Source organism: Brevibacillus fortis (assembly GCF_046196545.1).
GTDB classification, from domain to species: Bacteria; Bacillota; Bacilli; order Brevibacillales; family Brevibacillaceae; genus Brevibacillus; species Brevibacillus fortis_A.
In genome coordinates this window covers 5,825,024-5,849,565 of record NZ_CP176370.1, presented here as the reverse complement: position 1 = coordinate 5,849,565, position 24,542 = coordinate 5,825,024, and the positions used below count along the sequence as shown (strand labels likewise).

General features: G+C 45.7%; 20 protein-coding genes and 1 other RNA gene. 9 read left to right on the top strand and 12 right to left on the bottom strand.

What is annotated here, in order from left to right:
- Positions 1–183: 183 nt before the first annotated feature.
- The 3 genes from ACKKE8_RS28410 to ACKKE8_RS28400 form a co-directional block, all read right to left on the bottom strand.
- Complete coding sequence (locus ACKKE8_RS28410) at positions 184–1,011, bottom strand: ABC transporter ATP-binding protein (protein WP_007729437.1); 828 nt, start codon at positions 1,009–1,011, stop codon at positions 184–186.
- A 558-nt stretch (positions 1,012–1,569) separates the two neighbouring features.
- Entirely contained in the window at positions 1,570–2,607 is a 1,038-nt protein-coding gene (locus tag ACKKE8_RS28405) for a FecCD family ABC transporter permease (RefSeq protein WP_409175951.1), read from the bottom strand.
- Positions 2,607–3,614 (bottom strand): FecCD family ABC transporter permease, encoded by a 1,008-nt coding sequence (locus ACKKE8_RS28400; RefSeq protein ID WP_409175950.1) that lies wholly within the window; start codon positions 3,612–3,614, stop codon positions 2,607–2,609. The genes ACKKE8_RS28405 and ACKKE8_RS28400 overlap by 1 nt, the downstream gene beginning before the upstream one ends.
- Before the next feature lie 183 nt (positions 3,615–3,797).
- Between ACKKE8_RS28400 and ACKKE8_RS28395 the strand changes: the two genes are divergently transcribed.
- Complete coding sequence (locus ACKKE8_RS28395) at positions 3,798–4,808, top strand: ABC transporter substrate-binding protein (protein WP_409175949.1); 1,011 nt, start codon at positions 3,798–3,800, stop codon at positions 4,806–4,808.
- A gap of 42 nt (positions 4,809–4,850) precedes the next feature.
- Here the strand turns inward: ACKKE8_RS28395 and ACKKE8_RS28390 are convergent, their stop codons facing one another.
- The 5 genes from ACKKE8_RS28390 to ACKKE8_RS28370 all read right to left on the bottom strand — a co-directional run bounded on the left by ACKKE8_RS28390 (position 4,851) and on the right by ACKKE8_RS28370 (position 8,699).
- Positions 4,851–6,089: a YjgB family protein gene (locus ACKKE8_RS28390; protein ID WP_409175948.1), complete on the bottom strand. Its 1,239-nt coding sequence runs from the start codon at positions 6,087–6,089 to the stop codon at positions 4,851–4,853.
- Positions 6,079–6,603, bottom strand: coding sequence for an RNA polymerase sigma factor (locus ACKKE8_RS28385; RefSeq protein ID WP_409175947.1), 525 nt, complete (start codon positions 6,601–6,603; stop codon positions 6,079–6,081). The genes ACKKE8_RS28390 and ACKKE8_RS28385 overlap by 11 nt, the downstream gene beginning before the upstream one ends.
- 106 nt (positions 6,604–6,709) lie before the next feature.
- Positions 6,710–7,474 (bottom strand): ABC transporter permease, encoded by a 765-nt coding sequence (locus tag ACKKE8_RS28380; protein ID WP_409175946.1) that lies wholly within the window; start codon positions 7,472–7,474, stop codon positions 6,710–6,712.
- On the bottom strand, positions 7,471–8,223 hold the full coding sequence (locus tag ACKKE8_RS28375; protein ID WP_409175945.1) for an ATP-binding cassette domain-containing protein: 753 nt from the start codon (positions 8,221–8,223) through the stop codon (positions 7,471–7,473). The genes ACKKE8_RS28380 and ACKKE8_RS28375 overlap by 4 nt, the downstream gene beginning before the upstream one ends.
- Positions 8,224–8,303: 80 nt before the next feature.
- Positions 8,304–8,699, bottom strand: coding sequence for a YqzM family protein (locus ACKKE8_RS28370; RefSeq protein WP_409175944.1), 396 nt, complete (start codon positions 8,697–8,699; stop codon positions 8,304–8,306).
- Between the two features lie 281 nt (positions 8,700–8,980).
- Here ACKKE8_RS28370 and secG point away from each other — a divergent pair, with 281 nt between their 5' ends.
- The 4 genes from secG to ssrA all read left to right on the top strand — a co-directional run bounded on the left by secG (position 8,981) and on the right by ssrA (position 13,024).
- Positions 8,981–9,223 (top strand): preprotein translocase subunit SecG, encoded by a 243-nt coding sequence (secG, locus tag ACKKE8_RS28365; protein WP_007728789.1) that lies wholly within the window; start codon positions 8,981–8,983, stop codon positions 9,221–9,223.
- Between the two features lie 142 nt (positions 9,224–9,365).
- Positions 9,366–11,888 (top strand): ribonuclease R, encoded by a 2,523-nt coding sequence (gene rnr / locus ACKKE8_RS28360; protein WP_409175943.1) that lies wholly within the window; start codon positions 9,366–9,368, stop codon positions 11,886–11,888.
- Positions 11,889–12,036: 148 nt separating this feature from the next.
- The gene (smpB, locus tag ACKKE8_RS28355; RefSeq protein WP_016740379.1) at positions 12,037–12,510 is read left to right on the top strand and encodes an SsrA-binding protein SmpB; all 474 of its coding nucleotides are present in this window, start codon (positions 12,037–12,039) and stop codon (positions 12,508–12,510) included.
- Between the two features lie 158 nt (positions 12,511–12,668).
- Positions 12,669–13,024: a transfer-messenger RNA gene (gene ssrA, locus ACKKE8_RS28350) on the top strand.
- A 245-nt stretch (positions 13,025–13,269) separates the two neighbouring features.
- On the opposite strand, the gene ACKKE8_RS28345 is transcribed toward ssrA, so the two are convergent.
- From ACKKE8_RS28345 to ACKKE8_RS28330, 4 genes are all read right to left on the bottom strand, one after another.
- Positions 13,270–13,983, bottom strand: a complete 714-nt coding sequence (locus ACKKE8_RS28345) for a hypothetical protein (RefSeq protein WP_409175942.1) — start codon at positions 13,981–13,983, stop codon at positions 13,270–13,272.
- Between the two features lie 309 nt (positions 13,984–14,292).
- A complete protein-coding gene (locus ACKKE8_RS28340) occupies positions 14,293–14,916 on the bottom strand; it encodes a DUF2306 domain-containing protein (RefSeq protein WP_409175941.1) in 624 nt (207 codons plus the stop codon).
- A complete protein-coding gene (locus ACKKE8_RS28335; RefSeq protein ID WP_409175940.1) occupies positions 14,913–15,329 on the bottom strand; it encodes a DUF6220 domain-containing protein in 417 nt (138 codons plus the stop codon). The genes ACKKE8_RS28340 and ACKKE8_RS28335 overlap by 4 nt, the downstream gene beginning before the upstream one ends.
- Before the next feature lie 184 nt (positions 15,330–15,513).
- A complete protein-coding gene (locus ACKKE8_RS28330; protein ID WP_409175939.1) occupies positions 15,514–16,992 on the bottom strand; it encodes a hypothetical protein in 1,479 nt (492 codons plus the stop codon).
- Positions 16,993–17,810: 818 nt separating this feature from the next.
- Here ACKKE8_RS28330 and brnQ point away from each other — a divergent pair.
- The 4 genes from brnQ (at position 17,811) to ACKKE8_RS28310 (ending at position 24,337) form a co-directional block, all read left to right on the top strand.
- Positions 17,811–19,157 carry a branched-chain amino acid transport system II carrier protein gene (gene brnQ, locus ACKKE8_RS28325; RefSeq protein ID WP_409175938.1) on the top strand — a complete coding sequence of 449 codons (1,347 nt, stop codon included), beginning with the start codon at positions 17,811–17,813 and terminating at the stop codon, positions 19,155–19,157.
- A 210-nt stretch (positions 19,158–19,367) separates the two neighbouring features.
- Positions 19,368–20,015, top strand: a complete 648-nt coding sequence (locus ACKKE8_RS28320) for a 2OG-Fe(II) oxygenase (protein ID WP_409179222.1) — start codon at positions 19,368–19,370, stop codon at positions 20,013–20,015.
- A 203-nt stretch (positions 20,016–20,218) separates the two neighbouring features.
- Positions 20,219–21,811, top strand: coding sequence for a diguanylate cyclase (locus ACKKE8_RS28315; RefSeq protein ID WP_409175937.1), 1,593 nt, complete (start codon positions 20,219–20,221; stop codon positions 21,809–21,811).
- Positions 21,812–22,015: 204 nt separating this feature from the next.
- Positions 22,016–24,337, top strand: a complete 2,322-nt coding sequence (locus ACKKE8_RS28310; protein WP_409175936.1) for a DPP IV N-terminal domain-containing protein — start codon at positions 22,016–22,018, stop codon at positions 24,335–24,337.
- The last annotated feature ends 205 nt before the right edge of the window (positions 24,338–24,542 follow it).

Sequence of the window (24,542 nt, the reverse complement as noted above, 5' to 3'; positions counted from 1 at the left end):
GATAAAAAGAGGCGGCAGTCCAGGGCGAAAAAGTCCGGGACTGTCGTTGTTCTTTTTTACGATTAAAGATCCCGAATTGGCCAAAAAAATGGACGAGCAAGCGTCATTAGCTTAAGGACGTTTTTGCATACGCAAAAAGACTGCCCATACTACTCGATGGACAGTCTTTTTGTTGTTTGGCGCTTATGACATGGCGAATGCTTTTCGCTCGGTCTGCACAGTGCCCAGGCGGCTTTTACTGTACGGTATGCACATAGGAGTTCCGTAAAGCGGGTCTTGCGTTATTTGGCAATCCATATCGAAAACCGTACGAACAAGGTCGGTCGTCAACACTTCGTTTGGAGCCCCTTCTGCCACTACAGTTTGATTGTGAACGGCAACGATATGATGGGCATAGCGGCAAGCGAGATTCAGATCGTGGAGAACCATGACGATAGTGCGCTGTTCCGTTTGATTCAGTTCAAACAACAGGTCCAAAATCTCAATCTGATGCGACATATCCAAATAAGTCGTAGGCTCATCCAGCAAAATCGTTTCGGTACCTTGGGCGAGCGTCATCGCAATCCAGGCGCGTTGACGTTGTCCGCCAGAAAGACTGTCGACGGCACGGTTAGCCATATCCGTGAGTTGAGTAGCTGCCAATGCCTTGTTGACCATCTGCTCGTCTTCTTCTGACCATTGCTGTAGCCAGTTTTGATAAGGATAGCGTCCTTGTTTGACCAATTGCAGAATCGTCAATCCTTCTGGTGCAGATGGGCCTTGAGGAAGGATGGCAAGACGTTTGGCTACCTCTTTGGTAGAGCGTTTCGCGATCGATTCTCCTTCAAGCAGGATGGCGCCTTCCTTTGGTTTGAGTAAACGTGCCAGAGAGCGCAGCAATGTCGATTTGCCACTGCCATTACTGCCAATGAAAACTGTGATTTTTCCACGCGGGATGTTTAAATCTAAAGCTTCAATGATGTTGCGTTCTCCGTACGATAACGTAAGCCGTTGGGTTTCCAAAGCTTGCATATGAGTTGGACTCCTTTCAAACGCATAGGAAGTTAAAAAATATTTTCAGGGCCGTATGTGTCTGTGGTGGGGAGAAGAATATTCCAGTCCAGGCTCCGTCCCACTGGAAGTGTGCACTGTCCGCTCCGAAGGGATTCGCGGGGAAACGCAAAAGTGGTAGCCGCTTCGTCGTATGGGCACGGTTGCGTTTCTTTTACCCGCGAATCCCTTCTCCGCTCGGCAGGACTCCACAAGTCGCTACGTCTGGAAATATTCTTCTCTGTCGTTACTGATGACGTTCTTCAATCTTTTAAAAGGCTTTTTAAAATCCGTATAGCACGACAGCTCGTAGAGGAAACAGGAGAAATAAGCGAAGATCTTTGGTACGCCGACCGAGACGGAATGCAAAAAGCGAAACACGCTCTTAAGCGTCCACCTCTGAAAAACTTCCTGAAAGAACTACTTTGGACGCGGTTTCGCTTTTTGCATGGAGTCGGGCCGTGAATCCCTCAGCGGGTGGGACAAGAATCTGAGCGTTTTCTCCTGTTTCCTCCCCACCACCACAGCGGGACAAAGTTCCTAGCGATTTCGATTTTTGTACAGCAAGTAGATGAAAAACGGAGCGCCGATGGCAGAGGTGAATACCCCTACAGGCACTTCGATTGGTGAAAATGCCATGCGTGCAATCAAATCGGCAAGCAATACGATAATGGCACCCAAGAAAGCCGAGAGTGTCATGGCACCGCCAAAGGATGGACCAATCAGTTGCTTGGCAATGTGTGGGGCCAGCAAAGCCACAAAGCTGATATCTCCACCAACAGAGACGGCTGTTCCCGTCAAAGCCGCGCAAATCATGAGCAGGAGGAAGCGATCCAATTGCAAGGAACTGCCGAGACTCGTTGCCAGATCATCGCCGAGCTGTTGAATGTTCACGCGTCTAGCAAGCAAGCCGGCTACGAGAATCAGTCCGATGACCCACGGCAATATCATGAATACGTCGTTCCAAGAAACGCCGTAGATGCTTCCTGTCAGCCAGAGCAATGCCTTATTTTGCAGCAAAAACGGGCTGAACATGATCAGCATGGTGACAATTGCGCCCGCTGCGATTTTGATTCCAACACCGATCATGACGAGACGAAGCGGCGTGACGCCTTTTTTCCATGAGAGGGCGTACAGCAGGAATGTCGTCAATGTTGCTCCCAAAAAAGCGATGGGAGGAAGCCACTTGATACTGGCTGTTTCAAATAGGATCAAGAAGCCGACTGCAAAAACAGATGCTCCACCCGATACCCCAAGAATATCCGGGGAAGCCAACGGATTGCGGACGAGACCCTGCATGATGGCACCAGCTACGGCAAGTGCAGCACCTACCAGAATGGCAATGACGATGCGCGGCAGTCGAAATTGCTCCACAATCAAAGCATTCTCTTCTGAACCGATTCCCAACAAAACTTTTACCACATCGAGCGAGGCGATTTTCATTTCACCCATTCCAAGACTGACAACCGCTACTGCGATGACGATCAGCAAGGAGAGTAGCGAAAACAAGATCGTCTTTTTATGTAGCTGAAACGATGAAAAGCGCTTGCCGATGCGAAGAGACAGGTAGTTTTTCATTATTTATCCAGCCCCTTGCGTGCGACATAGATGAAGAACGGAATCCCGATCAGGGCTGTCATTACTCCAATAGGAACTTCAGCAGGCATTGCAATATAGCGAGCGCCGATGTCTGCTAACAGCAGTAGGATGGAACCAAGCAGACCGCTGTACAAAAGTACCCAGCGAGTGTCGATTCCAACGAGATAGCGGGCCAGATGCGGAGTGACCAAACCGACAAAACCAATAGGTCCAGCAACAGCAACTGCGCAACCGGATAAGAGAACAATGACGATTCCGACACTGAATTTGACCAATAATGTGCGTTGGCCGAGACCTTTTGCTACGTCATCACCCATCAACAACGTTTGAATCGGACGTGCGAGGACAAAAGCGGCGATCCAGGCGATGATCATATAAGGAAAGACAGTGGCTAAGTACTCCAGCTTTCTGCCTCCGACTGATCCTGCCAGCCAGAAAAGCACCTCGTCCGTAGCCTTTTCATTTAGGACCATCATGCCGTGTCGAATCGAAGAAGCCAAGGCGGTGATAGCTGCACCCGCTAGGACCAGCTTCACAGGCGAAAGTCCATCTCTGCCGAATGAACCGAGCAAGTAGACGATCAAACCTGCTACAGCGGCTCCTAAAAAGGAAATCCACGTAAATTGGGCCAAGGAGCTGATCCCGACAAAAGTAACGGCGAACACAACAAAAAGAGAAGCACCTGCATTAAGACCGAACAGTTCAACGTCTGCAACAGGGTTTCTCGTCAAGGATTGGAGCAGAGTTCCGGCCAAGCCTAGGCAGAAACCGACCGTAAGCGCATTGAGTACACGCGGTACTCGCACTTCTTTAATGACGATGTGTTCATTGGAGCCGTTAAAATTCGTATAGGCATCAATCGCAGTTTGCCAACTCGTATCAATGACGCCAAAGATGAGGCTGGCATAACTGAGGTAAGTCAGGAGGAGAAGGGCGAATGCCACTCCCAGAATTTTACGAAAGTTGCTAGCTAGAAAGGAATTCATGATGGCTACATCCTTATTTCTTAGATGGTTTCATAGTTAAGTGTAGAGCTACATAAAGGAAGTGTCAATGACGTTGATAGTCATTATCATTTTATGATTGACTTTTGACAAGCAGGGGAGTAGGATAGACTCTGTCATTGATATGAATTCTCATTATAGAAAAGGGAAAGGGGTCCTTTCATCATGTTTTCTCGTACATATCGGACCGTAGGCGGTAAAGCTTTCTTTGCTGTCTTAATGGCGCTCTTGCTGGTTGTTACAGGTTGTGGTACTCCCCAAGCAAGTGAACAAAAACCGGCAGAACAAAAGCCTGCTGATCAAGCAACAGGCAATTCGGAGGGTTCCGGCCAAAGCTACACAGTGAAACACGCGATGGGCGAAACAACTATTAAAGGTACACCAGAACGCATCGTCATGTTGACCAACCAAGGTACAGAAACTCTGATGGCTCTCGGTGTGAAGCCAGTAGGGGCTGTAGGTGCAGCTAATGATCCAACACAATTCTACGATTTCACCAAGTCTTTCCTTGAGGGGACAAAATCCGTAGGTACAGAAGGTCAACCTAACCTGGAAGCAATCGCGGCACTGAAACCTGACCTGATTCTGGGTATGAAATTCCGTCACGAAAAAATTTATCAACAATTGACTGCAATCGCTCCAACCGTATTCGTTGAAGAGCCACGCGGCGACTGGAAAGAAAACTTCTCCTTGTTCGCAGAAGCAGTAAACAAAAAGGCTGAGGGAGAAAAAGTCCTCGCTGATTGGAACAAGCGCGTAGAAGAATTTAAAGCAAAAGCTGGCGACAAGCTGAACACAAAAGTATCCGTTGTACGCTTCATGCCAGGTAAAGTTCGTATCTACTACACAAAAACCTTCACTGGCGCGATTTTCAAAGACCTTGGCCTGGCTCGTCCAGCTTCCCAAGACAAAGACGAATTCGCGGCAGAAGTTACGAAAGAGCGCATTCCAGAAATGGACGGCGACATCATGTTCTACTTCACGTATGAAACAGGCAAAGGCGAGGCTTCCAAGCTGGAGCAAGAGTGGACAAACGATCCTCTCTGGAAAAACCTGAACGTCGTGAAAAACAATAAAGCATTCAAAGTGGATGACACCATCTGGAATACTTCCGGTGGCGTAATCGCAGCGAATAAAGTACTGGATGAGCTGGAAGGCTACATCATCGGTAAATAATGAGAAAAAGACGGGACTAATGCTCCCGTCTTTTTTGTGTTTTTATCCCGCCATGTTGTTGAATGTTCCTCGTGGGTAGTAAATGTTTACGTGATCGATGTAGAGGCTGTTTGGATCATCGGTCATGATGCCTGAGAAAATGAATTTCAATTCGTAATCAGGGGTTACCTTGTAGGTGTAGATGGTTTGGCCGCCCGTTGTGGTTTTGCTAGCTGGCTCCCCAAGTGTTTCACGAACCTCGGCAAGTGTGATTGCTTGCAGGCGTGGGTCATAGGAACGAATATCAACGATCTGCATTCCTTTGTTAAAGGCGAAGACTAGATTGAGATCCCGGTACGTATTGTACGTGATGCCATTGATGACGGAGACGACATCCGGTTTGCCCAGCTGTTTTTCTGCGTCATCGAACATATCCTTTTCTACACGATACTGACTGCCAAAAATTTGGCCTTTTTGGGCGAGATCATGCACGCTTTGCAACATCTCGGCATTGTCCGCGTACAGCATCAAATTTTTGTTTCCTTGCGGGTAATAGAGATGGTATTCAACAAGAATCAGGTCTTCCTTGCTCGTGCTTTTCGTTCCTTGAAAGATCAACTTGACCTGATATTTGTTCGACACATCGTAGGTGCAAATCGTTTGATTGCCAAACTCGCTGATACGCACTGATTTTCCCCAGTTCTTTTCGACGGAAGACAGGCTGATTTGCTGCAAACGTGAATCTGTCCTGTGCATGTCTACGATCTGCATGCCTTTGTTGTAGCCAAACACGACTTCTTTTTTCGGGTAGGCGGAGTAGATCATTCCGTTTGCTGTGTAAGTTTTCTCAGGTTTTCCCCAGCCCTGTTCTACTTCATCTACCGTTTTTTCCAGAACGAAAGGAAGGGAGATGACTCTGCCTTCTTTCGCATTTGAGCGAATTTGTGACAAGAGCTCCTCTGACTGCGAAATAGGCGGTGTCGTTATGCTGTTGTTTGGACCCGGTCCCGGAGAAGCAGTAGGAGAGCCAGGAGCAACAGGCGCTACGGTGTCTGGTAAAGTGCTTTGTTGTTGGTTCGTAAGGAGTGAGGCTCCTAGCCAGACCGTCGCAGCGAGTACGGAGCAGAGGGCCAATCCCTTGCCAAGCGCAGAAAAACCACGAAAAGAAGCAGTCCCCCCAGATTTGCTCACATTTGTTTGGCGAATAGCAGAAACAATCTCTTGCTTTTTTTCTCCGCTCATTTTCATATCCGGCATCCCTTGCAATTTCCCTAGTAAGTCATGGTCTGAATTAGATCGCATCGCCAATCATCTCCTTTTTCTCACGCTCAAGTATTTCCCTGACAGCTTTCATGGCACGGTGCAGTGTCACGTTTACTTTGTTTTCGGACCACCCAAGTATTTCAGCCGTCTCCTTGGAGGATAGTCCCTTAACGCCACGCAAAATGAGCACCTCGCGAAAAGCGGGTTTTACTTCACGGATTGCATGGTAAAGTGCTTGCTGCTCCTCATGTACGTGCACAATTTCTTCGGGTGTTTTTTCTTCCCCCTCTACATTCGCCAGCCATTTATCTGGCAGCCAATTACGCAGACGCTGCTTTCGTTTATGATCGATGGCGGTATTTCTCGCGATCGTCAATAGCCATGTTTTCGGCTGCGATCTGCCTTCGAATGCATCCATAGACCGAAGCGCTTTTAAAAAGACATCCTGAACGAGGTCTTCTACATCGCGGGTTCCTGTGTAGTAAATAAGAAATTTGTAAATATCATCGCCATAGCGTAGGAACCATTGCTCCATTAAACCGTTTTTGTCCATAGCTGAACCACCTTTTGTACGTTCTACTTGTAATTTGACGACTCAGGGTGCATTTCATTACAAATACAAAAAAACTGCCGGAAGCTGTGTCCGACAGTGCTTATATTTAAGAGTGGAGCATGGAGTCCCGCGTAAACCATAGCTGATAGCTGAGTATGCTGATCAGAACCGCAGAAATGGCCGCAGAGGAGCTGAAGCTAAGCATAATGAGGATTTGGTAGCGCACGGCCTCGATGGGACTGGCACCCGCGACGATCATTCCGGTCATCATCCCTGGCAATTGGACGAGTCCGATTGTTTTCATCGTGTCAAAGGTAGGGATCATGCTCGCTTTGACAGCGCGCTTCAACACTACGTGCACGGCTTGGCGTGTAGTGGCTCCCAGACAAAGCAGTGTTTCGATTTCCCCACGAGAGGCTTCTACTTCTCTGTTCATATGCGTGAGAAAAAGGCTCGTGACGATCATAGAGCTGCCAATAATCATGCCGCTCATCGGGATGAGGTACTGCGGCGTAGGAGAGACGAGCCCGAATACAACCAACAGTCCCATGGTGATGACCTCTGTTATCGCCAGTGAAATAGAGATCCGCCAAAAGATCCCCGATAAATGCTTCGCTCTGCTGGCAGCGTTCCACGAAGCGACCAAGATCATCATGAGAATAATCAATAATATAAACCATACACTATCGGCAGCAAAGACAAAATGTAAGACATAGCCGATCGCGAGCAATTGAACGGTAGAACGGATGGTGCCAATCAAAATGTCTTTTTCCAAACCGAGCTTCTGCCAGACGGAGAGCAGAAGGGCAATGAAAACAAAGGCATAGGCAAAGAGCAGCCACATGTATGAAAACGTAAAAGTATGCGTCATCTCTGCACCTCACTTAGGGCAGCATGGACATTTCCATCTTGCAAAAATTCACGAGCTTCAATGGATTGGGGCGAATGGAAAAAAGCTTCACATTCAGCGTCCTCTGCGAGCTGGTGGTTGGCCATAAACCAAATGCGCTTGCAAGCGACTCGCGCTTCTTCTAAATCATGCGTGACCCAAATTAAGGTCGTACCCGCTTGGTGGTGCAAATCGACGAGGAGCCGCTCAGCAGCCTGTTTGCTTTTCGTATCGAGGGAAGCGGTGACCTCATCCAGCAGCAGGACAGGTGGCTGAAGCAACAGGCTGCGAACGAGAGCGAGCCGTTGTTTTTCACCGCCGGAAAGTTGAGCCGCTGGTTTTGACCAATCGATCTCCTCCATATATAACTGCTCCATCAAGTCAGAGGCGAGCTTCATATCAAAAGGACGTTGATGCAGGCTGCTCACTGCCCGCAAGTTCTCTTCCACGCTGCCGGGCAGCATAACGGCTTGCTGTGCCACATAACTGATTTTCATTCGCCAAGCTCTCGCGTCCCACAAGGACATTTCTTTATTCTCCAAGAAAACCGTACCGGCGTCAGGTTGTAGAAGACGACCCAAAATACGGAGCAAGGTGCTTTTTCCTTGGCCTGATTTTCCCAGAATTCCAATAATCGTAGGCTCTGTAATACTAGCGTTTATGTCACGGAACAACCATGTACTCGTGGGAGAGTGGATTTGTTTCCCCAAAGCTTCAATCTGGATGGTCATATGTAAAAAGCCTCCCCATTAACGCGGAAAACACCGAAGAGGACGAGTCTTCGGTGTTTCTTTTCTGGCTATCTATGTACTTATTTCTTCTCAGACAGCCACTGTGAAACCGCTTGAATTTCTGGTTGTTTCTTCAGCATTCCAGCAGGCATGCCGCCCTTACCTTCTTTGATGATTTTAGCAATGTCGTCAGCGCTGAGCGTAGCTCCAATTTTCGTCAGGTTTGGACCTGCAATGCCTTCGAGATTTTGACCATGACAGGAAGCGCAATTTTGTTTAAATACAGCAGCAGCGTCAATTTGTGCAGTTGGTGCGCCGCCACCATTTGCTTCTTCGCCATGTTTTGGTGGGAAAATGATTGATCCTACAAGTGCAATGAGAAAAACTAGAAACAAGATACCAAACGAAGTGAAAAAGGCCTTCGCGGAATCAATTACATCGTTTTGATTCATGTCTTTTTTGTTGGACCCAGCCATCTGACAAAGACCTCCCAAAGCAAATAATAAAGTTTCATGGTAATTTTACGGCAAAAGTTTGACAATATCAAGGCGACTACCAAACAAGACAAAGAAAGTACACAATTTGCCATTTTTTCGTAAAAACACGTTGCTCTTATTCTACCTTATAACGGACAATATTATTTGAAAGAATTTCTCTTATAATGGAAGGGATAGCGGGTTGCTGTTACCAGACAAGTGTGATAAAGTTGTTGTATTGGTTTTTTCCGCCTTGGAAATACGTTTTGAGGTGAATGAAAATGGCATTGGCTGCGAAAATTTTACTTGTGATCGCAAGTATTGGCTTAATTATCGTCGTGTTGCTGCAATCGGGAAAAAGTGCCGGCCTTTCCGGAGCGATTGGTGGCGGCGCAGAGCAACTGATGGGCAAGCAAAAAGCCCGCGGGATTGACGCACTTTTAGGGAAACTGACCGTTGTATTTGCGGTTGGCTTCATGATTTTTGCGATTTTGCTCGGGTATTTCTTGAAATCAGGAGCGTAATAGACGAACGGCCGAAAGACAGCGAGTGCAACTTGCTGTCTTTTTCTCTATTCCGATTGCGATATGCGGGAACGGTGAATACTACATAATAGGATGGTCATAGAGAAACGCGGGAATGCCACGCGAAAAAGGAGGTTTGTGAATGGAAGACCAAGAAAAAATACTCGCGTTTATGCGAGAGCAAGCATACCACCCGATGACGGTGAAGGAACTGGAGGAAGCGTTTGAAATTAAGGATTCTGCCACGTTCAAGGAGCTTGTGAAAACGCTGAATGCACTGGAAGCGAGCGGAGAGGTGATCCGCACCAGAGCGAATCGGTATGGTGTGCCTGAAAAAATGAATCTGGTACGTGGACGTCTGCAAAGTCATCCGAAGGGCTTTGGATTTGTGATCCCAGAAACGCAGGGCACGGAGGACGTATACGTTCATGCGAATGATATGAACGGTGCGCTGCATGGGGATACCGTACTGGTCCGTGTGGAAAAGGAAGCGGGCGGCAATCGTCTGGAAGGGCAAATTATCCGTATCGTCGAACGAGGAATGAAGCAGGTCGTAGGGACGTTCAAGGACGAGACGTATTACGCATTTGTCATTCCCGACGAAAAGAGGCTCGGCAAGGATATTTTTATCCCAAAAGAAGCCTATAACGGTGCCGTAGATGGTCACAAGGTAGTTGTGAACATCGTTCGCTACCCAGAGGGACGAGTGAATCCTGAGGGTGAGGTCGTCGAGATTCTTGGCCATAAGAACGATCCGGGCGTCGATATCCTGTCGATCATCCGCAAGTTCAACTTGCCTGAAGCTTTTCCAGAAGACGTGTTAGAAGAGGCTGAGGCAGCACCAGATGAGATTTCCGAGGAGGAGATCAGCGGTCGTCGTGATTTGCGCGAGCGGATGATGGTTACGATCGATGGTGCGGATGCCAAAGACTTGGACGATGCCGTTTCCCTGGAGAGGCTGCCAAACGGAAACCTAAGACTCGGCGTGCATATCGCTGACGTCAGCTACTATGTTCGCGAAAAGTCTCAGCTGGACAATGAGGCGTATCGTCGTGGTACCAGCGTCTACTTAGTTGACCGCGTTATCCCGATGCTGCCACATCGCTTGTCCAACGGCATTTGCAGTCTCAATCCGCAGGTAGATCGATTGACGATTTCCTGCGATATGGAGATAGATGCGAACGGAAACACCGTGAAGTACGATATCTTTTTGAGCGTGATTCGTACAGATGAGCGCATGACGTATGCAGATGTACGCAGTATTTTGGAAGACAAGGACGAAGCTTTGATTGAGAAATACAGCAGACTCGTCCCGATGTTCGAGGATATGAAAGAGCTGGCCTTGAAGCTGCGTAAAAAACGGATGCAGCGCGGCGCGATTGACTTTGATTTCCGCGAAGCAAAAATTTATGTCGATGACGAGGGAACCCCTACGGAAATCGGCTTCCGTACGAGATCGATTGCGGAGCAGATCATCGAGGAGTTCATGCTCGCTGCCAACGAAACAGTGGCAGAGCATTTCCACTGGATGAAGCAGCCGTTCATGTACCGGATTCACGAAGACCCGAACGCTGAAAAGCTCATGGCCTTCATGGAGTTCATCACGAATTTTGGCTACTCGATCCGTGGGAAGGGCAATTCTGTTCATCCACGTGCGTTGCAGCAGCTGCTGGAAGAGGTAAAAGGAACGCCAGAAGAAATTATTATCAGCACCGTCATGCTGCGTTCGATGAAGCAAGCGCGCTACGACGCGGAAAGTCTGGGGCATTACGGCTTGTCTACTGAGTTTTATACCCATTTTACTTCGCCGATTCGCCGTTATCCCGACCTGATCGTCCACCGCCGTATTCGCGAATGGATCGAGCTGGGGAATCAACTATCAGAAAAACGTCTGGGGTACTGGGCAGAGCAAATGCCAGTAATCGCAGAGCATGCGTCACAGCGTGAACGGTTGGCTGTCGATGCCGAGCGTGAAACAGACGATCTGAAAAAAGCGGAGTTCATGCTGGAGCGAGTGGGAGAAGAATTCGAAGGCGTCATCTCCAGCGTCACTTCGTTTGGGATTTTCGTCGAGTTGCCTAATACCATTGAAGGCTTGGTGCACGTCAGCTTTTTGACCGACGACTACTATCATTACCACGAGAAAATGTTTGCGCTGGTCGGTGAGCGTACAGGCAAGCAGTATCGGATCGGGGATGTCGTCGAGGTACGTGTAGCCAATGTCAACGTGGATGAACGCACCATCGACTTCGAAGTCGTCGGAATGCCGAAGGCTGGCTTCCGCGGTAGTCGTGAGCGTACGCCTCGCGTAATAGATGGTCGCAGTGGGGATCGTAAGCCGACACGTGGCAAGCAACAAGATCGTTCACGTGCAGGCCGTGCAGATCGTCCAGATCGTCCTGGCAGACCAGATCGTCAAAAGGACAAAAAGCATCCGGCGGAAATCCGTCAGAAATACAAGGATCGCCGCAAAGCAGAGGGGAACAAACCTCCTCGTCGTGCTGAATCGGGCAAAGCATCGAGCGGTGAAGAAGTACTGCCAATTGGTACAGGAGAAGGGGATACCCCAGCGAAGCGCCAGAAGGGATTCTGGGAAGATCTCGTCAAGTCCAAGAAAAAGAATCGCAAAAATGTAGCCAGTCAAGTGAAACGGAAACGCCGTTAAACGCTTGTTTAAACCCCGAAAAGTACGCGGAGCGATCCGGTTCCCTTTTCGGGGATGTTTATTTACCGGGTAAATGACTTGCCACAATGGGCAAAATTTGCTAGACTAACTGGTACGAAACGCAGTACGTACAAGTGAGGTGATCTCCATGTCAAAAGATAAGGCCGGAACCAAGACAATCGCCCAAAACCGAAAAGCGCGCCACGATTACCACATCGAGCAAGTATACGAGGCAGGCATTGAGCTGACCGGTACGGAGATCAAGTCCGTGCGTGCGGCGCGTGTCCAGCTCAAGGACAGCTTCGCTCGTGTGCAGAATGGCGAATTGCTTCTGTACAACGTGCACATCAGTCCGTACGAGCAGGGGAATCGTTTTAACCATGAGCCAGAGCGGACTCGCAAGCTGCTGATGCGTCGCTTGGAAATCCTCAAGCTCAATGGTCTGATTCGCGAAAGAGGGTACTCGCTGGTCCCGCTCAGCATATATTTAAAGGGTGGCTGGGCCAAGGTCGAGCTCGCACTTGTCAAAGGGAAAAAGAACTACGACAAGCGCGAAGACCTCAAGAAAAAAGAGTCTGCGCGTGATATCGAGCGTGCTCTGCGCGAACGCCAAAAAGGTTGATTGGATTGCACTGGCAGGCTTGGTAGCAATCAACGTTGAGTTTTGTCTATCACCTGTGCTATATTAATTAGGCAGCAAGCAATACACTTATGTTAACGATACAGTCTAGGTGCGGATCGAATGGCTCTTCACCTAGACTTTTTCTCACCTTATACCCTGGGGGCGTTCTGGATTCGACGGGGATGGTAGAGCATGAGAAGCGAGCCGGGGGGCTGCGGACCTCGTCAACAACGCGGAACGCCATTAACTGGCAACAAACAACTTTCTCTCGCTGCTTAATAACCAGTGAGGCGCTACCATTCCATCGCCCATGTGGCATGACTAGCGCTCAACTTTAGTGGGATACGCCGGAGGCTTCCGCCTGGAGCCGAAGGAAGAAGATCAATCAGGCTAGGTAACGGGTCAGCGCGTCACTCCGCGAATCCGGTACCGAAATTTAAATGAGTGACTGCGCTCGGAGATGCTCATGTATCGCTGTTTTCGGACGGGGGTTCGAATCCCCCCGCCTCCACCAAATACATAAAGTGAAGCCACCTGATGAGGGTGGTTTTTTTTATTTAAACGGATAAAAACTTCTTATTTTCCGATACATTTTCTAATTTCTCAATGAATATTCCAAGTAACATAGACTGTACGAGCTGCATTTGGTTTGCAGGGCCGAATCCATTGAGTGCTATATTCATTCTCTTTAAACAGTCTAAAAGTAAGAAATAGAAGAATAGAGAAAAAGGTTTCTTAACTTAGGAAGCCTTTTTAAAGTCACTTAATATGTAATGTAACTTCTTTCGTTTTATTCTCTTTTTGCTGCCATTGTTTAAGTGTTTCAAACGAATAGTCGGTCAGATCTGGTATGGTTATCTTTAATGTTGTGACATTCTCCCAATTTAACGAAAGTATTGGGATACTAAAATCTGTAGATGTTAACTTATTGACAATATCGCTAGCGTCATTAAGCTCGGCTAGCGTTAAGGATTCTGTGTTTATGATCATTACACTATTTCGGACAACATCTGTACCTTCATTTTTTCCAAGTAAGATAGCGAGATTCTTTTCGTTTGGAGAAAAAACATGATCAGAGAAGATGCTTCCAGAGTGCAAAGGGACGGATTTAACCTCATCGTTTTTAATCTGAACTAAAGTATGGTTGCAAAGTTTTGTACCACAACTGTATTGAAAATCACCGTATATGATCCCGGAATTTGAAGTGAAGGCTGTAGCCTGTATTCGTTTTATCTCGGTTTCTCGATCACTTTGATCGAATTGTTCAAGGTATTTATTAATGGAGTCAACCTTTTGAATCGGGATTGGGTATTCTTTTGAATCTAATGAAAAAGTTAATTGTTCTGCTTCTTTCTGCACGTTTTGTACCTGGGTACCATTGGAGTTAGAAGAAATATTAAGTGACGAATCACCACAACCAACTGTAAGCACAGTCATGGATAAAGCAAAAATGAAACCAAATATTTTTTTCATTTTTTTCTCCTTATAGGTTGTATTATTTATTGTTTTTTCCTCTTTTATATATGACAAATCAAAAAGAGCGATTAAACATGGCAATTGAAAATGCTTGATATAACAAACATTTACTATATCAGACAGTAAATATAATGATGAATGTTGAAGCGAAAAACTGGTTAACGACTAGAATATACAACAGACTCACTAAGTAGAAACCCCATAAATCCCAGCGATGACCCTCTCCCTAATTTCTGGATGCAGGGTTTTTCTACAGTCCTTCTTTGCGCTACGACTCCATCGCTCATGTGACGTGACTAAGCAAGCCTATTTCTTCAGTATAGCCCACTCGACAATAACAAAATTAAGAATGAGACCAGCCCAAATGTTTACATTCAATACCTCTCCAATGACGGTTTCCATACCATGCGGAAGAGAAAAACCGTGTAGAATAAAGTACAGAAGGAGTAATACTGGCACCAACAGACGCGCACTTACGGCAACCAATGTCATTCCAAAACTGCGAATCATCCATTTTCGGTGTTCCTCATATTGCCTGTTGATGGCGGTACGATACCCTTTCCAGCAAGTAAACAGCCAAGCCAATGATAAGACAAGGAAGCTCGTTGCCTTCATGAAATTTTCTGCATAAAAGATACTCCCTAAAGAGAGAAGTCCGCTGATAAACACACTGTACACATAAACCCTCCCAAGAAAACGATGTATCCTTGGATTCTTTAGACGAATTCGGTCGATAAACTGAAAAAAACCAGTGAGAAGAGCAATGAAAGCAGAAACGATATGAGCAACTAATAAAGGATATTGAAGAGAACCGGAAATAATCGTTATGCGACTGTTTGCAGGATCTAATGTTAAATAGGGAGCCATAAATGGAAGGATAACCACTAGAGATACAAGAAATAATCCCCACCAAATTTTAGGGAGTTTCATGCCTGCTTCCCTCCTAGATTATGAGCATGTTTTACGGTGAAGAGAGATCCCCAGGAGAGAAACAAGGCAATAACCGGGTGAAGCGCAGAGAGGATTCCTAAGTGAGAGGAATAAATAACGGTAAGGAACTGCGCAACGATCATGAGGTATAATCCGAGACAGATCCAACGAAGATGTACGGGCAGCTTTCCAGGGAAAGAGAGAACCAACATGCCGACTGGAATCAATGCAAAATATTGAGCCAAGGTTCTATGCATCTCCCAATGTTCTCCGTTGACGAACAGCCCAAGACCTGCCAGTGATACCTGAACAATAATGAAAGCAAAAAACACCCAGGCGAGGACAATAAACATGTACCTCAAAATTTTCACACGAGGAGGGGGAAGGGGAATCTTCTCATTCTTCTCAAGCATCAAAAACCTCTCCCATCTGAATAATTTGTCTTACCCCCATCCTAAATGCAAGTTCAAAACAAACCCTAAACGATTTCTAAAAAAAGGATAAAATCTGAACGTCAAATCGGATTATGTATACGTTGCATAAAAAAACAAAGACCAACATAGTAAATATCGCCGGTCTTTGGCTCATAATCAGCTATTAATTGGGCTCTAACACAAAGTAATAAGGTTTGGAGAGAAGATTGTGCAAATGATCGCGTACTTCCACGTTAGGCAAACGGTTTAATGATTCGTTAATTTCTCGTTTCATGTCGGCGTACTGGCTTTCATGCTGCACTTCCGGGCCATCTTTATGTGTCTCCTCGTGAATTACTTGAGCTAAACGCTTTGCTATCCCAAATAGCTCTTGATTGGTCTCACCATAATCAGGTTCATTAGCGTTTGCCAAATATCCGCGCATTTCTGCTAACCGGGACAGGGTATCACGCCAGTTCCAAATTTGAATATTTTTTTCTCTTGTTTGAGAGCATATCTCAACAAAAGGATTTTTCGATAACAAGTCTTCTAATGTACTCCATGAATCTGGTCGCAGAGATTCTTCGAGTTTTTGCAGACAGTACGCATCAGGAGAGAGTAGCTCTATCACTTCACGAAACGCAGGAATCGAATTGCGTTGATAGCTTTTGATTCCCCACAAGCTATGTACCTGCAATGCCGTAGCAAATGACTTGCAGTAAGTATCGAGCTCTTCTAATCGTTCCTCAGCGAGCTTATGACTAGCAAGAATCCTCGCTTTTACCCCATTATCAGGGATGTTTTCATTAGCTTCGCCTAATTGCATGTTTCTTTTGATGTACGTTCGAACCGTGTCTTTTGGTATCGATCTATCCTCTTGAGCACCTAGAACTCCAAATCGATAAGAGATAAAATCCTCGAATCCTTTACTACTTCCGAATCCATCATCAATGGCATGCAAATCTGGTTGCACTTCCATCATTTCAGCGAGCACCTGCTCTTCAAGTCCATAAATGCATGCTTCGATATGTGTCCAGTAGCTTCTACATTCGTCTACGCTCCCCAGTACACGTTGATAGACGTCATGGAAGAATAGGATATGAGCAATTTCGTGGAAGTAATTTTGAAAAGGAAACTTGATGTGAGTTCCTTCCAAATACGATCCTGCATTTTGATAGATCCGTCCATGCTCTGGTCGGAATAACGTGGGTAGCGTCGAGTGTAAATCTAAGTATAATCCAATCCCTTCATTGTAACTATGTGCCCAAACAGCTAAATAGGTTGGGCTTAACAACAAAGCGATGGAGTGATTGGTAATTTGAACAGGCAGGTTGAAATAGCCGCCGTTTATTTGAGGCTGTAAGCTTAACCAGGTCATCCCAACTGCTAGAGCCTGATATAAAGGAAATTCACCATCCGCTGATGCTTCTCTACAATAATGTTGAAATTGACGTATATCGTTTACAATTCCATGGTTCTTAAAACCGTAGGTACCTTCGAATCTCTCAAGGCCCTCAATAAAATCCTCTGGTGATACCGTTAAAAATACGTTAATCCCATCCACCCAAAGATCGGAACCGATCTCTGATTCTAGCCATGCGTCTTGATCCTCGGCAAGCTCTCTCAACTGATGATATCTTTCCAACAAAAGCGCTTGATTCATTACCTGCACCATCCCGTCATGTTTGCTTACTGCCTAGAAAGCGAGAACTCTTTGTAAAAAATTCAAGAGCACACGAGGTGCTCTTGAACAATCGATTACTTTTTACACGCAAGTGTCATAATTGGATGGAAAAGCAATTTCATTTCTTGAACGTTTTGATTGCTAGAAAGTTGTACTTTCACTACCTGTTTCATGAGGAATCCCGTCCTTTCCAAATTTTATATACGGAGATAACGCATGCTTTTTTGATTCGCTTACAAGCACACATCAACAACTACACGCCATTTCAGCGCTTTCATTTCTTGCACTTGTTTGTTCTTGTTTACTGCTACTTTTACGACCTTTTTCATGAGTTTACACCTCCTTTCCATAGAGGTGGAATTTATTTGCTCTTTCTATCAACAAAAGGCTTAGTTGTAATTATAAGGAAAATTGACAATTGATTTCAAGTTAAGAAAAATAAATATTTTCTGAAATATGTAAATTTGATTGATGGCGGTTCGAATCTCCCTCTTCCAAGAAATACATAAATGATGTGCATTTTTTCCAGGGAAGGTACTTCCTGCTGCGACACTGGGGGTGCTTGTAGTAAACTGTATCAGGGGTGTAAGATTGATTTTCGGCAACCTTGGAGTAACTGAGCTCATAGTGATTGGAGTGTCGAGTTCCTCCATATTTGGAAGAGAAAGATGATTTGTGTGTTTGAAAAGAATGTTTATTTAGAGTATAGTATCAGAATGAATAAAAGAAGGTTGATTAAGTAACCATCTGAATGAACATTTATGAATGAGAGATATAGAACAATTAGGAGGATTGTTGTGTCACAGAAAGCGCCAGTTTCTTTTGTAGTAACGATAGGATTCATGTTATTTGCTCTGTTTTTTGGAGCGGGTAATTTAATCTTTCCGCCAATGCTTGGCCAATTAGCAGGAACAAATGTATGGATAGCCAATGCAGGTTTTTTGGTTACTGGAGTTGGGTTACCTTTGCTGGCGATCACGGCCCTTGTTTATTCGGGAAAAGACGACTTGCGGTCCTTAGCCAGTCGCGTGCATCCCGTATTCGGAATTGTATTCACGATTGTTCTTTATCTAGCAATCGGTCCGTTTTTTGCGATACCTAGATCGGGCAATGTATCGTTTGATATTGGGGTAAAGCCTTTCCTATCAGAACAGGCAGGTTCGGCACCGCTGATTCTATTTACCATCCTGTTTTTCGCAATTGCTTGCTTCTTATCGCTCAATCCTGTGAAAATTATCCATGTAGTCGGAAAAATCTTAACTCCAATAAAATTAACGTTTATCGGAATGATTGCAGTAACGGCTATTATTTATCCAATTGGAGCCCTTCAAGCCCCGCAAGCAGATTACACATCCCATGTATTTTTCAAGGGTTTTCAAGAAGGGTATTTAACATTGGATGCTCTTGTAGCTTTTGTTTTTGGAATGATCATCGTGAATGCGATTAAAGAAAAAGGAGTTACTGCCAAAAAGCAAGTTTTGGCTGCGTGCGCAAAAGCAACAATGATAGCCGGTTTACTCCTGGCTCTTTTCTATACCGCACTTTCCTATATGGGTGCCTCTAGCGTAGAAAAGTTGGGCCATTTAGAAAATGGCGCTGAAGTTTTGGCGAAAGTTTCGAATTACTACTTTGGTTCTTATGGTGCCATTTTATTGGGATTAATGATTACAGTGGCATGCTTGACTACTAGTGTAGGGCTTATTACAGCCTGCTCTTCTTTTTTTCATTCATTATTTCCGAAAATCTCTTACAAAAAATTCGCGGTTATTTTGTCTGTTTTCAGTACACTCGTTGCTAATATTGGATTAACGCAACTCATTAAGGTCTCCGTTCCGATCTTAATGACCATGTACCCGATTGCGATCTCGTTACTCTTCTTGACGTTTCTGCACAAAGCATTCAATGGCAGGCCAGAAGTGTATCAAGGAAGTTTACTTTTCACTTTTCTGATTAGTCTGTTTGATGGCTTAAAGGCTGCTGGAGTCGACAACAGTGTTGTCCATTATTACTTTACTCAGTACCTTCCACTGTATGACGTAGGCTTGGGCTGGCTGCTGCCTTCTCTTATAGGGGGGGGATGCGGATACGTGATCAGTGTATTCCGGAAGAATATGTACCACGTTCAAAAACAAAAGGAAGCATGAAAATAACTTTTCACATAGACACATGCCACTTAGAAGATGCTTTACAAACCCGTCTCTTACCATATAGGAGACGGGTTTTATTCATAAGTCAATCAGAATGGAATGATAGTTAAAAATATTTTCATTTTTCTAAAGTTTTCTGATTGAAATTACCCATTTTATGGTATTCTATTTTTTGCGATGGATGTCATATATATGGGGTGCATAATGATGATAGGGCACACGACAGAGAAAGAACGGACGATATTTGATCATACTGGGAATAGGATCAAGACAGAAGATCGAGAGGTTCGAATTCTTGCTAAGTATGAGGAACCGCTGGTTGTCGTGTTAGGAAACGTGCTTAGCGATGACGAATGCAATGAGCTAATCGAACATTCCACAGAACGATTGCAACGCTCTAAAATAGGTGAAGATCGTTCAGTCAATTCTATACGAACGAGCAGCGGGGTGTTCTGCGAGCAGACGGAGACGATTACAAGAATCGAGAAGCGAATTTCTCAAATCATGAACATTCCGATAGAGCATGGTGATGGCTTGCAAGTGCTACGATATACCCCTGGCCAAGAATACAAACCCCATTATGATTTCTTTGCAGAAACGAGTCGAGCAAGTACGAACAATCGCATTAGTACGCTCGTGATGTATTTGAATGATGTGGAGCAAGGCGGAGAAACGGTGTTCCCTTTGCTTCATTTATCTGTTTTCCCTATGAAAGGCATGGCTGTCTACTTTGAATATTTTTATAGAAATCAAGAAGTAAACGAGTTCACTTTGCATGCAGGGACACAAGTGATCCATGGGGAAAAGTGGGTTGCAACGATGTGGATGAGAAGACAAAGCTTTCGGGTCTCCTAGATCATGATGTACTACGGTTAGTATAGGGGGAATCCCCATATAAATATGCGAAACTACCACCTGAAAAAGGTGGCTTTTTTATGTCCCCAAGCCAAAAGTTGGCAGTTTGAATGCCTTATATACTTGAAACGAATATTATCAAGTGTTAGACTATTTTTTATTTATTGCATAATGGCTACATGCTAAATACAAGGGGGCATCGAATGCCTGTCTTACGAAAAAAAGCAAACCACTCAAAAAAGATTAGCCTAGTGACACTATTAACAGGACTAGTCTCTTTATCAGTTGTTCTGACTGTTACCATTCTCCTTATCTCATTCTATCAGTCCAAAAAACAGGCACTGATTCACACCACGTTGACCTTAAATCACACAAGTGCAACCAAAATGAGCCACACTATAGACTCTTTGATAAAATCCATGCGGAGTAGCTTACAGTATTCGGCGAGCATCTTTTCCAATCGGAACGAGATGAATGCAGATGAGGCATATTCAAAGCTTGAACTGATCCGCCGTACAAACAACTATTTTAATTCGGTTACCGTGATAGATGAAACCGGGCTGGTTCGAAGTGTGTCTCCCGGATATATTGGTACCGTAGGAAGCTATATTAAAACGGAAACAGCGAAATCGGCATTGGCTTTAAAAAAGCCATACATTTCTAAGCCTTACGTAACTGCAAATACCAAGCGACTCATCGTACTGATGAGCGAGCCCATATTTGATAAGGACGGGCTCTACCGGGGGTTTATCGGGGGAACGATTTATCTTCATGAAGATAACATATTGAATGCGATCTTAGGGAGTAATCCAACAGACGAGTTAGGTTCATCTTTCTACATCGTAGGATCAGACGGTCATTTGTTGTTCCATCGTGATGCAAGTCGGATCGGAGAGGATATCAGTGCCAATCCAGCTGTACGCAAGCTGATCCAAGGGCAAAGTGGCTATGAACAGATCGTCAACTTGAGGGGACAGACGGTATTGGCCGCCTACGTGAAGGTTCCAGAGAATGACTGGGGTGTCGTTGTCGTATCACCTATCAGTGTTGTTTATGAACAAGTAAATCGTGATATTCAATGTGTTTTGTTGTATACGCTGCCTCCCTTTCTACTATTAATGTTAGTTGTGATTGGGCTTGCACGCAAAGTAGCAAGACCTTTCGTAGCCCTGGCCGATCTTGTGAGCAAGGCGGGTAGAGAAGAGGTTGAGTTCTCGGAAGGTAAACAGCATTGGAATCGAGAGGCTGAGCTGTTAACGCGAGCGATTCGCTTTACATTAAACGATATCAAAAAACAGACAGAGCAGTTGGCTCATGATGCGCGAACAGATCCGTTGACAGGGCTAACAAACCGAAGAACGCTCGAGGAAACCATGCAAAAATGGATGATGGAGCAAATCCCCTTTTCTCTTATTATGATGGACCTTGATCGATTTAAATCCATTAATGACACATATGGTCATCAATCTGGAGATGAGGTGATAAAACATTTTGCGAGAATGATTTCTTCATCACTTCGGCCCGAAGATGTGAGCAGTCGCTTTGGCGGTGAGGAATTTGTTGTCCTTGTTGCCCATGCTGGCTTGGAGGAGGCCTATCAGGTGGCCGAACGAATACGCCATGCCTTAGAAACAAGTACAAATCCAATCGGGCAGCCGCTAACCGTGTCACAAGGCATTGCGCACTATCCTTCCCATGCTGTTTCGGCTGAAGATCTGATGCATGTAGCCGACGAGGCCATGTACAGGGCGAAGAGATCGGGTAGGAACCAAACAATGATAGCAGAAGTGGAGTAATCTATGTTAGGAGAGAAGAGGCGAGAGACCGCCTCTTTCTTTTTGGAAAAAAAATCACTTGTTCGGTGCTAAAAAAGTAAATTCGGAGATATATTATCTCGCGTTTTACATATGCATGTAATAAATGGATAATTAAGTAAATTACTGATTTGAAAATGTGAAGCACATGATTCTTGTATCTCACTTTGAAAGAGGGGGATTCAAATGGAGAATGTTGTCACATGGGAACAGTATGAGAGGGCACAACGCTTGCATCCTGCCAATTATTACGACGCAGTATTCAATGCTTTTCTCAAGCCAAACTGGATCAGCGGGAATCAGTTCTGGTACATCCGTGAAATCCGCTTGGAAAAGGGTACTGGTAGGCAATATGTGATCGTGGATGCTGAACAGAATACGAGTCAGCCAGCATTCGATCACGCACGATTAGCGGTCTGTTTGTCAGGATGTTCAGGCGAAAGGTACTGCGCAGAAACATTACCACTTGGAGAACTTATGTTTAACGAGAATGAATCGTCCATCAAGTTTGAGGTGAGAGGTACTGTTTGGAGCTGTGATTTAGAGGAATATACCTGCAAGCCCGTCGATAATGTTTATAAGCCGTCGATGGATGAACTGCCGTCCCCAGATGGAAAATGGGTGGCGTTTGTATACGATCACAACTTGTATGTTCGATCACTCGAAACCGGAAAGCGTTTCAGTCTGACCCGTGACGGTAAGGCTTACTATGATTACGGAACCCAGCCTGAATGTCGGCTCTCGACCGTGGCGGAGCGGTTGAAAAACATGAAGCTTCCTCCAGTAGCGATTTGGTCACCCGATTCCAAGATGCTGCTGACCCATCGGCTTGACCAAAGAAAGGTGCGCAATTTGCATCTGATTCAATCGGTTCCGAAAGGCGAAGAAGTCAGATCGGTACTGCACTCGTACCGTTATCCACTGGTTGGCGATCCACACGTACCGTTGGCAGAGCTGGTCGTCTGTGATTTGGAAAGGCGAACCACAGTCCAGATTGAAAGCGAGCCTTTACTGGCATGTCCAGTCTCACCTCTCACTCCGGGGATGCAAATGGCCGGATGGTCAGCCGACAGTAAACAGGTATATTTCGCCCGAATGTCCCGTGATGCTCGCTCTGTCGACTTTTCCGTAGCTGATCCTTACTCTGGTGAGGTTTGCACGCTACTGCGGGAAGAAAGCGATACGTTTTTGAACCAAGACCTGCATAATCTAGGAGCAGCTAATCCGAATATACGGTTATTGGCGGATGGTTCGTTTATCTGGCACTCAGAGCGTGATGGGTGGAGCCACCTCTACCATTGCGATGGCAAAACGGGGGAGATTCGCAATCCGATCACATCGGGTTCCTGGACGGTACGAAAATTGATGGCAGTGGACGAGCAGCAGGGATGGGTGTATATCACTGGAGGGGGGCTAGAAGAGGGGCGCGATCCTTATTATCAACACCTGTATCGCGTTCGCCTAGATGGAACCGGTCTGTCGTTGCTGACGCCAGAAGATGCAGAGCATGATGTTGTGTTTTCTCCCACAATGAAGTATTTCGTCGATACGTTTTCGCGAGTTGATTTGCCGCCTGTTTCTGTTCTCCGCTCGATAGATGGCAGCCTGATTCGCGAATTGGAGCACGCTGATGTGGAAATGCTGCTCGAGATGGGATACCAATTTCCAGAAAGGATTACCGTCAAAGCACGAGACGGTGTGACCGATCTTTATGGGGTGATGCTGCGGCCATTCCCGTTTGATCCTTCACGCAAGTATCCGGTCATCGATTACATTTACGGGGGACCACAGATCATCAATACGCCGAAAGCTTTCGCGCTCGATCCCGGTCGAAGTCATGACCCGCTGGGTGGTGGACAATCATTGGCGCAGTTGGGCTTTATCGTATTGATCTTAGATGGAATGGGAACACCTTATCGTTCCAAATGGTTCCATGATATCTCAAACGGAAAATTGGAGGAAGCAGGAGGTTTGCTTGACCATGTGGTAGCGGTAAGGCAATTGGCTGAGCGCTACCCGTATGTGGATGTTGATCGGGTAGGCATTTGGGGCTCATCAGGGGGAGGCTACGCTTCGACAAGGGCCATGCTCTCATTTCCTGAGTTTTACAAGACTGCGGTTTCCGCGTGTGGTAATCATGATCAACGGATGTATGTTGCAGCATGGGCGGAACGATATCAAGGTCTGTATGATCCGGACTTGTACAGGGAACAAGACAATGCACGTCTGGCAGCTAATCTGACAGGAAAGCTCTTGCTGGTGAGCGGAGATATGGATGAAAATGTGCATCCTTCCCAAACGATTCGGATGGCGGATGCGCTGATTAAAGCGGATAAGGATTTTGACATGTTGATTTTGCCCAACCGACATCACGGTTTTTCTTTGGAACCGTACTTTATCCGCAGAAAATGGGATTATTTTGTACGGCACTTGATGAGAACAGAACCTCCGTGGGGGAATCAAATCGCCAACAAAAAGGACAGTGATAGTGAGCCGATAGAGAAGTAAAATTCAATCAGGTCATGGAGCAATTCTTAACTCATGTAGCGTCGCAAAAATAAAAGGGGCTGTCTCATAAGTCGATTTTTCGGCTTATAGATGCCCCTTTTTCATTTGACAAACGTTGATATATCCATGTTTCTGATGTTTAAATTTCAGCGGATTTGCCCTTTTGGGACAGCCCCCTCATATTTGGCTGGCCAACCATTGTTCA